A 14,572-nucleotide genomic window follows, 5' to 3' on the forward strand; every position below is an offset into this window, starting at 1 on the left:
CTGAAAATGAGCCGTATTGCAACCGTAATCTGTGCGGCCGTCGCCGTGGCCGCTGGCGGCTATTGGCTGACAGGGTCGAACACCAATGTCACCATTCCACTGGTCAGTGCCGCCGAAGCGCAGGAGGCAGACCTGGATACTTCGACGATCGTCGAGATGGTGCAGGGCGCTGAGGATGCACCTGTCGAAATCGTCGAATATGCATCATATACCTGCCCGCACTGCGCAAACTTCCACACAGGCGCGTATAAGCAGCTCAAGAAAGACTTCATCGACACCGGCAAGGTCAAGTTTACCTATCGTGAGGTGTATTTTGACCGCTACGGCCTTTGGGCATCGATGGTTGCACGCTGCGCTGGCCCCGAAAAGTTCTTCGGTATCACAGACCTGATCTATGAAGGGCAGGCAGAATGGACACGCGCAGGTGGTCCGGCCGAGATCGTGGATGAGCTGCGCAAGATCGGTCGTTTGGCCGGCATCGATGGCAACCAGCTTGAGGCTTGCCTGCAAGACGGTACCAAGGCGCGGACATTGGCTGCGTGGTATCAGGAAAACGCCGAACGAGATGGTATTCAGTCGACCCCGTCGTTCCTTGTGAACGGCAAGAAAGTCGACAACCAGTCCTACGCTGACTTCAAAAAGCTGATCGAAGACGAACTGGGCGGCTAAAAACCCTTTTCCGGTTGGCCCTGTAGGGGCCGACCGGGCCTATTTTGGTGCAGGTGCTGCATTCAATAGCATGTCGCGGACCTTGTCAGTTTCGCCCACTCGCAGACGAACCGGCAGAGTGATCACTTTGCTCCGAAAAGCCGGGGGCAGACGTACGGCGTCTTTCTCGGTCGTTATCATCTGAATACCCAGTTGGCGCGCCTCGTTTTCCAGACGGGCCATCAGTGCCTGAGTCAGAGGCTGGTGGTCGTCCAGGGCTTCGGCGCGGACCAGGTCTACGCCCAGCTGTCGCAGGGTTTTGAAGAACTTCTCGGGGTGGCCGATACCGGCAAATGCCAAAGCGCGTGTGCCGGTCCAGTCCATGCCGGTTTGCAGGGGCTCGATTGCTCCGGTGACATGGGGAACAGACAACTTGTCGCCCCACTGACCGGTGAAAGCCATTTGCGCGGCCTCATCGCCCAGAGACAACACAAGGTCGGCCCGTTTCAATCCGATGTCGACCGGTTCCCGCAGTGGCCCGGCAGGCAGGCACAAACCGTTTCCGAACCCGCGTTGAGCATCGACAACAATGATCGAGAAATCCTTGGCCACCGAGGGGTTTTGAAAACCGTCATCCAGCACGATTGCCGTGGCGCCCGCCGCTGCGGCGGCCCGTGCGCCCGCCGCCCTGTCCTTGGCAACCCAGACTTCGGCAAACATCGCCAGAAGCAGCGGCTCGTCTCCTACTTCGGCAGCCGTGTGCCGGGCCGGATCAACCTGCACCGGCCCATCCAAAGAGCCTCCGTGCCCCCGCGTGACGACATGTGGTTCGTGCCAGGCGCCTCGAAGCTGTTCAAGGGTCCAGATCACCGTTGGTGTCTTACCGGTTCCACCAGCATTGAGGTTGCCGATACAGATCACGGGCACACCCGGCTTTTCGCCGGATTCCGAGGCGATCCTACGGGCGGTTGCCGCTGCATACAGGCGCCCCAACGGTGCCAGCATACGCGCCCTAAGATCCGGTTGGTCCGGGGTCGTATTCCAGAAATCAGGTGCCCGCATGATCCGCACTCCGCTGATCCAGAATATCCTGCACCATTTCGATCAGGGCGTCAGCCTGCGGTGCGCCTTCGGTCAACAATTGCCATCCCGCCAACGCCATGTCGGCAGCTTGATCCGGCGCCAGAAGCTGCACAACGGCGTCGCCCAGTTCGGTTGCCGTTTTAACCTCTTTGGCGGCGTTCACCTGTTGCAGGCTGGAATAGAATTCCTGATGGCGATGCACATATGGTCCGAACATGATCGCAGACCCCAGCGCGATTGCTTCGGACGGATCCTGACCGCCCGCGCCGCGTTCCAGTGAACTGCCCATGAAGGTCACTGGTGCCATGCGATGCCACAGGCCCAGGTTTTCGGGGTCCGATGTCAGGACGACCTGCGTGGTATCTTCAATCATGTCCCCTTCATCCCAGTTGACGCAGCGCAGGTCCATCGATTCCAGCCGCCGTCTCAGCGGCGAGACTTCCGGCTCGTTTGCCACGTGCAACACCAGAACCAGCCGATGCAGCATCCGCAGTGCCTGACGGTGGGCTGTCAGAACCGAGATGAACTCCTTGTCCTGAACCCATGCCGCCAGCCAAACCGGGCGCCCGGCAAGTGTATGAGTGGTCTCGATAAGTTCGTCTTCTGGCCAGGGCCGAGGGTTGGGGCTGATCCGCAAAGGCGGTGATTCCGCAACTTTTCCGGATTGGATTCCGAGGCGGCGGATCTGTCGAGCCGTCTCGGCGGATGGCGTGAGAATCTTGCGGAAACAGTCAAAGGTCACCCGTGTGATGTCCGGCAGCCAACGGGCGTTCCGGGACAGAGTGACGCTGAATTGGGCGTCGAACAGGACCAGCGGGATCGCCTGTTCGTCAGCGCGCGTGACAATGTTGGGCATCAGATCGCCACCGACCCACAACCCCATGTTCGGACGCCAGTATTCGATAAACTCGCGGGCGGCGCCACTCTGTTCCTGTGGCAGGTTGATCAAAGGGAACCTGCTGTCCGGCCAGTTGGACAGATCCTCATCCGGGGGGGCTGTCAGCAGGAAATTCAGCTTGGCCCTGACCTGCGACAGCCGACGGCAGAAGTCGGTCACAGCCCGCAGCCGATCCGGTGTGGCAACATGGATCCATAGCAACTCACCTTTGGGGCGCGGCAGGTTGGATTGCGGCGCAACCCCGTTGCGCAACCCCCATGACAACACCCTGTAGGCGGCCAGGCTGAGTGAGCGCGGTTTGCTCATGTTCCAATTCCCGGCCCGGCCGGATCCAGCAGTGCCGACAGTTGCTGATGAATCGAGGCGCTGGCGGCGATCACGCCGTTCAACCTGGGATGCATGTTGTTGAAGATCAGCCGTTGACCCGTACGGTCGGAACACACGCCGCCGGCCTCTCGGATGATCAGGTCGCCGGCGGCAATGTCCCATTCCCAACTGGGGCGCAGGGTCAGCATGCCGTCGAACCGCCCCTGCGCAACCAAAGCCATGCGATAGGCAAGTGACGGACGATACGCGCGTTCGAATTCTGGCGCCTGCGCATTGCGCCAATGCCGTGCGTCAAGATTTGGCTTGGCGGCCAGAATTTCTGATTGCAAAAGCTCTGCGGTGTCCGAGGTCGTGATCGTCTTACCATTGAGAGACGCGCCCTGACCTTGGGCCGCCGTGTACAGCAAATCCCGCATCGGCAGGTAAATGACCGCCGCCGTCACCACGCCGTTATCGGCGACGGCTATGGAATGTGCCCAGGTGCGCGCGCCTTCTGCAAAGCTCCGGGTGCCGTCGATCGGGTCGATGATGAAAGTGCTGTTGCGGTCCAGCCGGTCGGTGGAATCCTCGGATTCTTCACTGAGCCAGCCATAGCCCGGTCGCGCCGAACACAACCGCTCCTCTAGCATCGTGTTCACGGCAAGATCCGCCTCGGTCACTGGGCCGGCGCCATCGGGTTTGTCCCAGCGCTGTGCTTGCGTGCCGGAATAGCGCGTGGCGATCTTGCCGGCCTCCAGCGCCGCCTCGATCAGCAGGGGCAGATCAGTTGCCGGCAAGTGTCATTCCTTCGATCAGAAGCGACGGAACCACGCGCGACAGGTATGGGCGGGCATCGTTCGCCGGGATGATCCGGCGCAGCATGTCCCGCAGATTGCCCGCGATGGTGCATTCATTGACCGGATGCGTGATCTCGCCATTCTCGACCCAGAAGCCCGATGCACCCCTTGAATAGTCACCGGTATTGGGGTTGATCGTTGAACCGATCATGGATGTGACCAGCAACCCGGTTCCCATATCGCGCAGCAGGTCGGCGCGGCTTTGGTCACCTTGTGTCAGGCTCAGGTTCCAGTTGCTGGGCGATGGCGGGCCCGAGACCCCTCGCGCGGCATTTCCCGTGGACGCCATATCCAGTTTTCGCCCGCTTGACAGGTCCAGCGTCCAGCCGGTCAGAACGCCGTTTTCCACGATTGCCCGGCGTCGTGTCGGCAGACCCTCGGCATCAAAGGGACGCGAGCCCGAAATGCGCGGGCGGTGCGGGTCTTCGATCAGGGACAGATGCGCAGGCAGAACGTCCTGCCCCAAACAATCCTTGATCCAAGATGCGCCCCGTGCGATCGCCGCGCCATTGCTGGCGGCCAGAAGGTGGCCGATGAGCGAGGACGAGATCCGTTCGTCGAAGAGCACCGGAAAACTTCCCGTCTCAGGTTTGCGCGCACCAACCTGTTGCACGGCGCGTTCGCCTGCAGTGCGCCCGATTTCTTCCGCGCTGCGCAGGTCGGATTGGAACGTCCGGCTGTCACCGTCATAGTCCCGTTCCATCCCCGTGCCTTCGCCCGAGATCGCAACACAGGAAACCGACCGGCTGCTGCGCGCGTACCCGCCGGTGAACCCGTTTGTCGCGGCCAGATGCACGTGGTGGGTTCCATAGCTTGCGGCCGCATCCGACACCTGGGTGACGCCGGCGACGGCCAGCGCTGCGGCCTCGGCCGTCAGGGCATCCTGCATCAGGGCTTCGGCAGACGGGGCCGGGGCGGGGTCTGATAATTCCAGTGACTCTATGTTCCAGTCTGTGACCAGCTGGTCCTTGTCAGCCAGCCCGGAAAACGGATCTTCGGGGGCCTCCCTGGCCATTGCGACAGCTCGTTCCGCCATGGCGCGCAGGGTTTCAGGGCGGCTGTCGGAACTGGACACAATGGCGGATCGTTTGCCCAGAAACACCCGAAATCCCAAATCAGTCCCTTCCGAGCGCTCGGCATGTTCCAGCGCGCCGCCCCGCACTTCGACGGAAACAGAGGATCCGTCGATAACGATGGCATCCGCCGCGTCCGCGCCTGCCTTGCGGGCCACGTCAAGCAAGTGATGGCTGATTTCTTCTGGTGAGCAGGTCATGAGGCCTCCGGGTTGATTGCCAAGGACCTAGCCTTGGACCGCCCGTCTCGCAAGACCTGTGACCAGATTGTGCGTTGAGTATCGCGGTGAACCCGTGCCGTTTCAGAGGTTTGGGCAAGGGTTGGCAGGGCAGAGAAAGGGCCGCATGTTGCGCGGCCCTTTCCGTTGATTGTCACTTGATACGCTGACCATTCGCCAGGATCTGGCCGTCTTCGGTGAACTCGATCTTCGAGTTCAGTGTGTCCGGCTCTTCGCCCGGAACTGCCATCAGACCCATCATCATGCGGGCACCCAGCGCGTCTTCTTCCGAGATGATTCCCATGCCGATCAGAGTGTCGATCAACTGGTTGGCGCCAACCAGCCGAAGGTTCGCCACGCCGCTTGGGCTGGGCAGGCCATCAAACTCTTCGGTATTGGTGTTGTCGAAAGCAAAATCACCGGTACCGGTCAGTTTGGCACCAACCAGCGAAACCAGCAGTTCGTTGATCTTCAGCGAGTGCAGTTCCCCCGGCGCTTCGTCGGATTCGACGTCGATTTCAGGATCGAAGATATTCATCAGCACTTCCGCGGTTCCTGTCGCATCCAGCGCAATCGTCGCCGGATCACGCGGCAGCGCGCCCGCAGGATCGAAAATGCCCCACAATACGTCCGACATGGTGAAATCGGTCAGGTTCAGCCCAAAGCCGAAGGGTTGAACCTCGTCCGATTGCTGGATGGGGAATTCGAAGTTCAGGCCCGCCTTGGCCATCGAAAGTTCGATCGGGAACGGCAGGCCCGCCGTGGTAACGGCCATCTTCGTGCTGTTCTGGTCAATGTCATAGACGATACGCTCTGCATCGATGCTGGCTGCAAAACGCCCGCCTTCGGACGTGCTGTTCATCGAGAACGCCTGACCTTCGCTGGTCCCGCTCAGATCCGTGCTGCCTGCGGCATAGGTGAAGGTGCCGTCAAACGAAAAACCAGCCTTGTAAAAGGCTTCTGGGTCCGAAAAGTCAAAATCCGGCGGGACGACGTTGTTGCCCTCAAATGCCAGTTGATCGAGTTGACCGTTGATCAACCCGTTTTCGCCGCTTTCAGGATCCTGAAAGTTCAGATCATAAGTTAACGTGGCTGCGTTGAACGTCTGGCTGATGTTCCGATTGTCGCCGATCTGCATCCGCGAGCTGCCGGACAGATCGCTTGCTTGGACATCGATGCCAAACACATCATTGGGCAGCGCCTCACCATCGACCTCAATCGAATCCAGTTTCACGCCCAGATTGTCAGCCTTGTAGTCATAGGTCATGTCGTCCGGTGTGCCCGACACGACCATGTTCAGTTGGCTGTGGGAATAGGTGACAGTGGCTGCGAAGTTTTCGTCTTCGGCCTGACCGGTGATTTCCATGGGAAAGCTTTCCGGCAGGTCAATGGTAACGGTCCCGTCACCATTTTCGGTCAATGTCATTTCCGGCATGACCATCTGAAACTGTCCGTCCTCTTCGGGAAGGGCCACTGAAAGTGTCATGTTGGAAATCGTGGTGACGTCGCCCGAAGTGCTTTCGTCTCCTGTGACGGTGTAACCCATCGAGGTGAAATAGCTCTGCCAATCGGACCAGACGTCATCGGCCGACAGATCGGCAAACGCCCCTTGGGTGGCAACGGCATAAGCCAAGGCAGCGCCGCAGCTGCGGCGAAGGAAAACGGACATAAGGTAACCCTTCTTGATCAATTTGTGGCGCATGGTCGGTTTTGTGGCGGGTATCGTCAAGGGGGCAAGGGCTGGACCCTTTCCCCGTTTACGCGTTACGGCTGTAGCCGACAGAGATTGCAATGCGTGAGGAAGGGCAAATGCAGGGAAAAACTGTTCTCATAACCGGGGCCAGCCGAGGAATTGGGGCCGAGGCAGGGCGCGTTTTTGCCGCAGCCGGCGCCAATGTCGCATTGGTGGCTCGCAGTCAGGATCAGATTGACGCTCTGGCGGCCGCATTGGGCGATAAGGCCATCGCATTGGCCTGTGACGTCAGCGATTTCGCGCAGGTGGAACAAGCCGTGGCCACATGCGTGGACCGGTTCGGTGGGTTGGATGTTCTGATCGGCAACGCGGGTGTGATCGATCCGATCTTTCATCTCTCGAATGCTGACACCGAGGCGTGGAGCAAGGCCATCGACATCAACCTGAAAGGTATTTTCTACGGGATGCGCGCGGCGTTGCCGGTGATGCGGGCTGCGGGAGGAGGGAGCATTCTGACGATCTCGTCCGGTGCAGCGTCGAACCCGGTCGAAGCCTGGAGCCATTATTGCGCCTCGAAGGCCGGGGCCAAGATGCTCACGGAATGTCTGCATCTAGAAGAAGCCCATAATGGTATTCGCGCCATGGGCCTGTCACCGGGGACGGTGGCCACCGATATGCAGCGGTCGATCAAGGCCAGCGGCATTAATCCCGTCAGTCAGCTGGACTGGGATGTGCATATCCCTGCGGACTGGCCCGCACGGGCGCTGTTGTGGATGTGCTCGGATGATGCCGATGAGTTTCTTGGCACTGAAATTTCGCTGCGGCTTGAAGACATTCGCAAACGGGCCGGGCTGATATGATCGATTTGACCAAAGAAGGTGGCCTGTGGACCGTCACGATCAACAATCCCGGCAAGGCGAACGCCCTGACGGGGGCCATGCTGGCGGAACTGGCCGAGATCGCCGAATCCGCGACAGAGGCCAAGGCGTTGATCCTGACGGGCGCGGGCAAAGTGTTCAGCGCCGGGGCAGATCTGGACGAAGCGCGCGCCGGTCTGGCCAAATCGGATGTCTGGGAAAGGCTGTCCGGCGCCATTGCTGCGTTGCCCTGTCTGACCGTTGCCGCACTGAACGGCACTTTGGCAGGCGGGGCCAACGGTATGGCACTGGCCTGCGATCTGCGCATTGCCGTGCCGTCGGCCAAGTTCTTCTATCCGGTGATGAAGCTGGGGTTTCTGCCACAACCGTCCGACCCCGCGCGGCTGGCGGCTCTGGTCGGACCGGCAAGGGCCAAGTTGATCTTTATGGCGGGTCAGAAGATCACCGCGCAAGAGGCGTATGAATTTGGCCTGGTGGACCGGATTGTCGATCCCGATCACCTGATGCAAACCGCACGCGATCTGGTTGCCGACAGCGTGAACGCCGACCCCGAGATCGCGGCGGGAATCGCAAGGTTGTGTTCATGAGGTTGTCTGCACTGCGCCTGCGGGTCGCTGACCCGGATCGGCTGGCCGCGTTTTATCGCGACATTCTGGGCATGTCCGTTGGCCGAACAGAAACCGGCCACCGTGTCGGCTATGACGGTGCAGACGCAGATATTTTGTTGCTGCCGGGTGGAGGAGGGTACACCCATGACAAGGGGCAGCGCTACTGGAAGATAGGAATCACCGTGCCGGATGTCGATCTTGCTGCGGCTCATCTGCGCAGGTTTGACGTTCCAGTGAGCACGCCGAATCAGTTTCTGGACATCGGCTACATGTGCCATCTTGCGGATCCCGAAGGGTTCGTCATCGAGCTGCTGCAACATGATTTCGAAGGCAACCGACCGCCGCATGCAGCGGACCCTGACGCGCCTTTTGCGCAGGCTCGGATCGGTCAGATTACCCTTCGAACCGGCGATATTGCCGCCGAAGACGCGTTCTGGCGCGCCCAGGGCATGTCGTTGTTGTCGATGCAGGAGGTCGCCCCTTACGGCTTTGACCTGCATTTTTATGCTTTTACGGACGAAACCCCGCCCAATCCTGATCTTTGGGCTGTTGAAAACCGCGAATGGCTGTGGAAACGCGCCTATACGACGTTGGAATTCCAACATGTTGCGGGCGCACTATTCGCCCATGTACCGGACTTTCGGGGTATCGAGATCGAAGGCCTGTCCGAACCTCTTACAGATATTGTCGGGGACCAGATCCTGCCAGGTTGATCAGCGCCCGCGCCGCTTGCCCGGAACTTTCGAACGAAATCCGGGTGGGCGTTTGCGAACCCAAGTCAGAAATTTCTCGAGCCTTGGATGCGCACGCAGGGCCTCGACCGTGTTGAAACTGCGTGCCAGTTCGGCTTCGGTCAGGGTGGCGTGCACCTCTTTGTGGCAGATCTGATGCAGCAGAACGGTAGGTCCGCCCTTGCCTCCTTTGAGTTTTGGGATCAGATGATGCAGGCTGCCACCCCCGTCGGGGATCGGGCGGTCGCAAAGCGGGCAGATTGGATCGCTGTTCGTCATGATGATGTGAAACTTGCGCCTGTGACGGGCGAAGGCAAGAGGGTGCGAATGGCGCAGGCAGTGGTGATCGGAGCAGGCCCCGCCGGGTTGATGGCGGCCGAACAGCTCGCCGCAGCCGGGCATTCCGTGTTGGTGGCCGAGGCCAAACCTTCGGTCGCGCGCAAGTTCCTGATGGCCGGGAAATCGGGGCTGAACCTGACCAAGGACGAGCCGCGTGATGACCTGATCCGCGCCTATGGTGAAGCGGCAGATTGGTTGCGTCCGATCATGTCTGACTTTGATGCCGAAGCTGTTCAGCACTGGGCGCGCGGGTTGGGGCAGACGCTGTTTGTCGGCTCGACGGGGCGCGTGTTTCCCCAAGCAATGAAGGCCTCGCCCTTATTGCGGGCCTGGTTGGCACGATTGGGCAAGGCCGGGGTCGAAATCAGGACCCGCTGGCGTTGGACAGGCTGGGACGGTGATGCGCCGGTGTTTGACACTCCGGACGGGCGGCGCAGTGTTTCGACGGATGTCACCGTGCTGGCACTGGGCGGTGCAAGCTGGGCCCGCCTTGGCTCGGACGGTCACTGGGCGCAGATATTGGCCGGAAAAGACGTGGCTTTGGCACCCTTTGAACCCGCAAACTCAGCCATTTCCGTTGATTGGAGCCCACATATGCAGCCCCATTTCGGGGCCGCATTGAAATCGATCCGATGGATGGCAGGCGATTTGGAGAGCCGAGGAGAGGCTGCGATTTCCAGAACCGGTCTGGAAGGCGGAGGGCTGTATAAGCTGACACCGGCTTTGCGCGCGGGGACACCGTTGTTTGCTGATCTGACGCCTGATCTGGACCAACAGGCTCTGCTGGCGCGGTTGTCCGCGAAACGGTCGAAAACAACGCTGTCCCAGTGGATGAGGAAATCGCTGAACCTGTCTGCTCAGAAAATCGCCCTGTTTCATGAAATGGCAAAACGCGGTGGCCACCCTCAATCCGTGCAAGTGAGCATGTTGAAAAAGCTGCCTGTCCGGCATGTCGGCCTTCGCCCGATGGACGAAGCCATTTCGACCGCAGGTGGTGTCAAACAGGCAGCGCTGGATGACGGGCTGATGCTGACGGCCCTGCCGGGTGTGTTCTGCGCTGGGGAAATGCTGGACTGGGAGGCCCCGACCGGGGGCTATCTGCTCACGGCTTGCCTTGCGACCGGGCGCTGGGCCGGTCGGTCTGCCGCCGACTGGCTGGAAAAGGCTGAGTGACCTAGCGGGATCGTGCCAACATCGCCAATCGGATCATCGCGCGTTCCACCAGCGCCATGGCAGGGGCTGTCTGACCGGCCGACCGCAGCGCCAAATCTGTATCGGTCAGAACCGTCAGCGCGGTTTGCAGCTTGGTCGCGCCCCAACCTTGTGCCTGCCGCAGGATACGGTCACGCCGTTTGCCGTAAACCGGTGGACGCAGCTTACCGATGCCCTGCGCAGCACCGCCGGGATCGGACGCGCAGGCATAGAGTGTCCGAAAATGCCGCATCGCTCCGATGCACAGAGTCACGCCGTTGGTGCCCTGCGCCTGCAACCTCCGGATCAGCGGCCCGATCTCACCGGCGCGGCCTTCGGCAACGACGTTGAGAACATCATCCAGCGCCGCCTCGGTCGAGCGCGGGGCGCAGGCCTCAATATCTTCGATCGTCAAATCAGCGCTGTCACCGCGCTTGTAAAGAGACAGTTTTTCAATCGTTTGGGCGAAATCACCGGGGCTGAGGCTGACGGCCAATTCACTGATTGCAGACATGACATCTCGGGGCACGTTTTTCATACCCGACTCGGCAAGAACCCGTTCCACTTCGGCGCGTGAGGGCGGGTCGTCATAAATGCCGACTGCGTAGGCGGCAGGGTGGCCTTCGAACGCCTTGCGGATTTTCGAGCTGGGTTTCAATTGCCCCGAGGTCACGATGATCTGGGCGTCTCCGGGGGCCCAATCTTCGAGTGCGGCCAGAATTGCCGGCGCGGCGGTTTCGGTTGCGTCTTCCACGAAAACGGCACGTGGGCCGGGAAAGAAGCCGACCGCCTTGACCGCGTCCAGCAGCAGGGCGGGATCACCACGCAGATCGCCACCGGGCATGCGGGTCAGGCGCATTTCTTCTTCGGCATGGGCGCCAAGCAGAGCGGCCAGCACCTGTTGCCGCTTGAGCGCAACCCGCATCGCATCCGCGCCATAGATAAGCAGCCCTGTCTTGTCCGCGTCCGGCTTGGCAAAATACCCCTCAGCCTCGCGCGGGCTCAACTTCATGCAGCCAGACCCGGTGTGGCGTAAAGACGGTTCATGATCTGACCCGACAGAATCATCATCAGCCGTCTCTTGGCATCGCGCTCATCCGCCAAGGTGGAAACGGTCGATCCTGCGGCAGAATATGACACAAAATCCGCCACCGAGCCCGAGGCGATGATCTGACCGGTTGCGTTGGACCGCAGCGTGTATTGCGCGCTTCCGTCGATGGTGTAGCGTTGCGTTTCGTTTGTGGTGGTGATTGCTGCGCCACGCGTCACGGTCGAAACCTGAACGTCCAGCTTGTAGTCGTTGACCGACCCGGCGCTTCGCCCCAGTTGCTGTTCCAGATCTTGCACCAGCAAATAGCTTTCCACGGTGTTGGGCGCCGACACCTCGACGCGGCCATACAAGGCCGAACCCGATCCGCCAGGTGCATAGACGGGCTCAAAGCCGCAGGCGGCCAGCGCCAGCGGCATCAGCAAAAACGTTCTGCGATCAAACGACAACATTCACAATCCGGCCCGGAACGACGATCACTTTCTTCGGCGCATTCCCTTCCAGCGCCTTTTGAACAGCTTCGGTGCTGAGCGCAATTTTTTCAACCTCGGCTTTATCCAGATCCTTGGCCACGCTGATTTCCGCGCGACGCTTGCCGTTGATCTGGATCGGCAAGGTGACGGTGTCATCAACCAGCATCGCCTCGTCGGCGACGGGCCATGGCGCGACGGCCACAAGGCCTTCGCCGCCCTGATGGGCCCAAATATCTTCCGCCAGATGCGGTGTCATCGGCGACATCAGCTGTGCCAACGTTTTGATGGCCTGCTTTTGGGCCGCAGCACCTGCCTTGGATTTCGCCAGGGTGTTGGTGAAGGCATAAAGCTTGGCGATGGCCGCGTTGAAGCCAAAGCTTTCAACACCCAATGTCACGTCGCGGATGGTTTTGTGCATCTCGCGCAGCAGTTCCTCATCGCCTTCACCCGTGGCATTCGGGTCCATGGCGCCGATCTTGTCGCAGAGGTTCCAGACACGGTTGAGATGCTTGTACGCGGCCTCGGCCCCCGCAGCCGTCCATTCCACGTCCCGTTCGGGTGGCGAATCGGACAGCACGAACCAGCGTGCGGTATCTGCGCCGAAGGCCGAGATGATGCTGACCGGGTCGACAACGTTCTTCTTGGACTTTGACATTTTGGCCGATGGGATGATCTCGACCTGTGTGCCGTCAGCCAGTTTTCCGTCCGTGACCTCTTCGGGCAGGTGATAGACCGGACGACCGTTGGCATCGCGGGTCTGGTAGATCTCGTGCGTCACCATGCCTTGGGTGAACAGCGCGTCGAAGGGTTCGATGGCTTTGTCCGGCAAATGCCCGGTGATGTTCATCGCGCGGGCGAAGAACCGCGAATACAGCAGGTGCAGAATCGCGTGTTCGATCCCGCCGATATACTGGTCTACATTCATCCAGTATTCCGCCTCGGCCAGATCGGTGGGTGTTTCCGCGCGCGGAGCGGTGAATCGGGCGAAATACCATGACGAATCCACGAACGTGTCCATCGTGTCGGTCTCACGCTTGGCCGGAGCGCCGCAGTTTGGGCAGGCGCAATCGCGCCAGGTCGGGTGGCGATCCAGCGGATTGCCCGGTTTGTCGAACGTGACATCGTCGGGCAGACGGACCGGAAGGTTCTCTTTTTTCTCGGGCACCACGCCGCAGGATTCGCAATGCACCACGGGAATCGGGCAACCCCAGTACCGCTGACGACTCAGGCCCCAATCGCGCAGGCGATATTTCGTGACCCCTTCGCCCCAACCGGCTTTTTCGGCGAAATCGATGGTGGTGTTGATCGCCTCTTCTCCGGTTGCTTCGGTCAGGCCCGCGAAATGGTTCACCCAGCGGACTTTCTGCTCTTTTGGTGGGACAAAGGCGATCTTGTCGACCGGCGTGTCGTCGTCCAGCGCAAAGAAGGTGTCGATCACCGGCAGATCGTATTTGCGGCAGAAATCAAGGTCGCGCTGGTCATGGGCCGGGCAGGCGAAGATCGCGCCGGTGCCGTAATCCATCAGGATGAAATTGGCGATCCAGACCGGCAGTTCCCAGTTCGGGTCCAGCGGATGCTTGACGCGGATGCCGGTGTCGAAACCCAGCTTTTCGCCGGTTTCGATGGCCTCTTCCGTGGTGCCGCCCTTGCGGCATTCGGAAACAAATTCAGCGACTTCCGGGTTTTCGGCCTCAAGCTGTTTGGCGATCGGGTGATCGGGCGAGATCCCCACGAAGGACGCGCCCAGCAGCGTGTCGGGGCGCGTCGTGTAGACAGTGATCGGTTCCCCACCATCGGTGCGCTCGAACCCGAATTGCAGGCCGCGTGACTTGCCGATCCAGTTTTCCTGCATCAGTCGAACCTTGGCGGGCCAGTTTTCCAGCGTGTCCAGAGCGTTCAGCAGTTCTTCGGAATAATCCGAGATCTTGAAGAACCACTGCGTCAGCTCGCGCCGTTCCACCAGCGCACCCGAGCGCCAGCCGCGCCCGTTTTCCACCTGTTCATTGGCCAGAACGGTCATGTCGACCGGATCCCAGTTCACCACGGCATTCTTGCGATAGACCAGCCCGGCCTCGAGCATGTCGAGGAACAGCGCCTGCTGCTGGCCATAATATTCCGGATCACATGTGGCGAATTCACGGGACCAGTCGATCGACAGGCCCAGTGGCTTCATCTGGGCGCGCATGTCGGCGATATTGCCGTAAGTCCACTCTTTGGGGTGGCCGCCGATCGCCATGGCAGCGTTTTCCGCCGGCATCCCGAACGCGTCCCAGCCCATGGGGTGCAGAACATTGTGCCCGGTGGCCAGCTTGTGCCGCGCGATGACGTCACCCATCGTATAGTTGCGCACATGCCCCATATGGATTCGGCCGGACGGGTAGGGGAACATCTCAAGCACATAGTATTTCGGCTTGTCCGCCTTGTGGTTGGCGATGAAGATTCCTGCCTTGTCCCAGGCTTCTTGCCATTTTGCTTCGAGTTCGGTGGCCGAATAGCGCGACATTGTGCGGTCCTTCGTGAATGAAAAC

Annotated in this window: 14 protein-coding genes; 5 read left to right on the top strand and 9 right to left on the bottom strand. The window is 60.4% G+C overall.

The annotated features are described in order from the left end of the window. Positions 1-6: 6 nt before the first annotated feature. Positions 7-669: a DsbA family protein gene (locus tag ACR0FB_RS17580; RefSeq protein ID WP_480621526.1), complete on the top strand. Its 663-nt coding sequence runs from the start codon at positions 7-9 to the stop codon at positions 667-669. Between the two features lie 39 nt (positions 670-708). Here ACR0FB_RS17580 and lpxK read toward each other — a convergent pair whose 3' ends face one another. From lpxK to ACR0FB_RS17605, 5 genes are all read right to left on the bottom strand, one after another. Next, positions 709-1,710: a tetraacyldisaccharide 4'-kinase gene (lpxK, locus tag ACR0FB_RS17585; protein WP_171637784.1), complete on the bottom strand. Its 1,002-nt coding sequence runs from the start codon at positions 1,708-1,710 to the stop codon at positions 709-711. Then, positions 1,697-2,935, bottom strand: a complete 1,239-nt coding sequence (locus ACR0FB_RS17590) for a 3-deoxy-D-manno-octulosonic acid transferase (protein ID WP_480486480.1) — start codon at positions 2,933-2,935, stop codon at positions 1,697-1,699. Before ACR0FB_RS17590 ends, lpxK begins: the two co-directional genes overlap by 14 nt. Beyond that, entirely contained in the window at positions 2,932-3,732 is an 801-nt protein-coding gene (locus ACR0FB_RS17595) for an inositol monophosphatase family protein (protein ID WP_171724904.1), read from the bottom strand. Before ACR0FB_RS17595 ends, ACR0FB_RS17590 begins: the two co-directional genes overlap by 4 nt. After that, complete coding sequence (locus ACR0FB_RS17600; RefSeq protein ID WP_480621525.1) at positions 3,719-5,065, bottom strand: TldD/PmbA family protein; 1,347 nt, start codon at positions 5,063-5,065, stop codon at positions 3,719-3,721. Before ACR0FB_RS17600 ends, ACR0FB_RS17595 begins: the two co-directional genes overlap by 14 nt. A gap of 172 nt (positions 5,066-5,237) precedes the next feature. Beyond that, positions 5,238-6,752 carry a DUF2125 domain-containing protein gene (locus ACR0FB_RS17605; protein ID WP_480621524.1) on the bottom strand — a complete coding sequence of 505 codons (1,515 nt, stop codon included), beginning with the start codon at positions 6,750-6,752 and terminating at the stop codon, positions 5,238-5,240. 140 nt (positions 6,753-6,892) lie between these two features. On the opposite strand from ACR0FB_RS17605, the gene ACR0FB_RS17610 reads away from it, so the two are divergent. The 3 genes from ACR0FB_RS17610 to ACR0FB_RS17620 are packed head-to-tail and all read left to right on the top strand — an operon-like array spanning position 6,893 to position 8,975. Then, a complete protein-coding gene (locus ACR0FB_RS17610; protein WP_171637778.1) occupies positions 6,893-7,636 on the top strand; it encodes an SDR family oxidoreductase in 744 nt (247 codons plus the stop codon). Beyond that, positions 7,633-8,241 carry an enoyl-CoA hydratase/isomerase family protein gene (locus ACR0FB_RS17615; protein ID WP_171637777.1) on the top strand — a complete coding sequence of 203 codons (609 nt, stop codon included), beginning with the start codon at positions 7,633-7,635 and terminating at the stop codon, positions 8,239-8,241. Before ACR0FB_RS17610 ends, ACR0FB_RS17615 begins: the two co-directional genes overlap by 4 nt. Beyond that, a complete protein-coding gene (locus ACR0FB_RS17620) occupies positions 8,238-8,975 on the top strand; it encodes a VOC family protein (protein ID WP_480621523.1) in 738 nt (245 codons plus the stop codon). The genes ACR0FB_RS17615 and ACR0FB_RS17620 overlap by 4 nt, the downstream gene beginning before the upstream one ends. Here ACR0FB_RS17620 and ACR0FB_RS17625 read toward each other — a convergent pair whose 3' ends face one another. Further along, positions 8,976-9,272: an HNH endonuclease gene (locus ACR0FB_RS17625; protein WP_171637775.1), complete on the bottom strand. Its 297-nt coding sequence runs from the start codon at positions 9,270-9,272 to the stop codon at positions 8,976-8,978. Positions 9,273-9,320: 48 nt separating this feature from the next. Here ACR0FB_RS17625 and ACR0FB_RS17630 point away from each other — a divergent pair, with 48 nt between their 5' ends. Beyond that, positions 9,321-10,505, top strand: coding sequence for a TIGR03862 family flavoprotein (locus tag ACR0FB_RS17630; RefSeq protein ID WP_209835445.1), 1,185 nt, complete (start codon positions 9,321-9,323; stop codon positions 10,503-10,505). A 1-nt stretch (position 10,506) separates the two neighbouring features. Here ACR0FB_RS17630 and holA read toward each other — a convergent pair whose 3' ends face one another. From holA to leuS, 3 genes are read right to left on the bottom strand one after another with little or no spacing between them, the layout of a single operon-like run. Then, positions 10,507-11,535 (bottom strand): DNA polymerase III subunit delta, encoded by a 1,029-nt coding sequence (gene holA, locus ACR0FB_RS17635; protein ID WP_480621522.1) that lies wholly within the window; start codon positions 11,533-11,535, stop codon positions 10,507-10,509. Next, positions 11,532-12,023, bottom strand: a complete 492-nt coding sequence (lptE, locus tag ACR0FB_RS17640; protein ID WP_210093828.1) for an LPS assembly lipoprotein LptE — start codon at positions 12,021-12,023, stop codon at positions 11,532-11,534. Before lptE ends, holA begins: the two co-directional genes overlap by 4 nt. After that, a complete protein-coding gene (leuS, locus tag ACR0FB_RS17645) occupies positions 12,010-14,547 on the bottom strand; it encodes a leucine--tRNA ligase (protein WP_480621521.1) in 2,538 nt (845 codons plus the stop codon). The genes lptE and leuS overlap by 14 nt, the downstream gene beginning before the upstream one ends. Between the last annotated feature and the right edge of the window lie 25 nt (positions 14,548-14,572).

The organism is Ruegeria sp. P10 (assembly GCF_056534925.1).

Excerpts from the sequence above, each read along its gene's own strand:
- ACR0FB_RS17620 (WP_480621523.1), top strand. The coding sequence starts at position 8,238 with ATGAGGTTGTCTGCACTGCGCCTGCGGGTCGCTGACCCGGATCGGCTG.
- ACR0FB_RS17600 (WP_480621525.1), bottom strand. The coding sequence starts at position 5,065 with ATGACCTGCTCACCAGAAGAAATCAGCCATCACTTGCTTGACGTGGCC.
- holA (WP_480621522.1), bottom strand. The coding sequence starts at position 11,535 with ATGAAGTTGAGCCCGCGCGAGGCTGAGGGGTATTTTGCCAAGCCGGAC.
- leuS (WP_480621521.1), bottom strand. The coding sequence starts at position 14,547 with ATGTCGCGCTATTCGGCCACCGAACTCGAAGCAAAATGGCAAGAAGCC.
- ACR0FB_RS17630 (WP_209835445.1), top strand. The coding sequence starts at position 9,321 with ATGGCGCAGGCAGTGGTGATCGGAGCAGGCCCCGCCGGGTTGATGGCG.
- ACR0FB_RS17590 (WP_480486480.1), bottom strand. The coding sequence starts at position 2,935 with ATGAGCAAACCGCGCTCACTCAGCCTGGCCGCCTACAGGGTGTTGTCA.
- ACR0FB_RS17615 (WP_171637777.1), top strand. The coding sequence starts at position 7,633 with ATGATCGATTTGACCAAAGAAGGTGGCCTGTGGACCGTCACGATCAAC.
- lptE (WP_210093828.1), bottom strand. The coding sequence starts at position 12,023 with ATGTTGTCGTTTGATCGCAGAACGTTTTTGCTGATGCCGCTGGCGCTG.
- ACR0FB_RS17580 (WP_480621526.1), top strand. The coding sequence starts at position 7 with ATGAGCCGTATTGCAACCGTAATCTGTGCGGCCGTCGCCGTGGCCGCT.
- ACR0FB_RS17605 (WP_480621524.1), bottom strand. The coding sequence starts at position 6,752 with ATGTCCGTTTTCCTTCGCCGCAGCTGCGGCGCTGCCTTGGCTTATGCC.
- lpxK (WP_171637784.1), bottom strand. The coding sequence starts at position 1,710 with ATGCGGGCACCTGATTTCTGGAATACGACCCCGGACCAACCGGATCTT.
- ACR0FB_RS17610 (WP_171637778.1), top strand. The coding sequence starts at position 6,893 with ATGCAGGGAAAAACTGTTCTCATAACCGGGGCCAGCCGAGGAATTGGG.
- ACR0FB_RS17625 (WP_171637775.1), bottom strand. The coding sequence starts at position 9,272 with ATGACGAACAGCGATCCAATCTGCCCGCTTTGCGACCGCCCGATCCCC.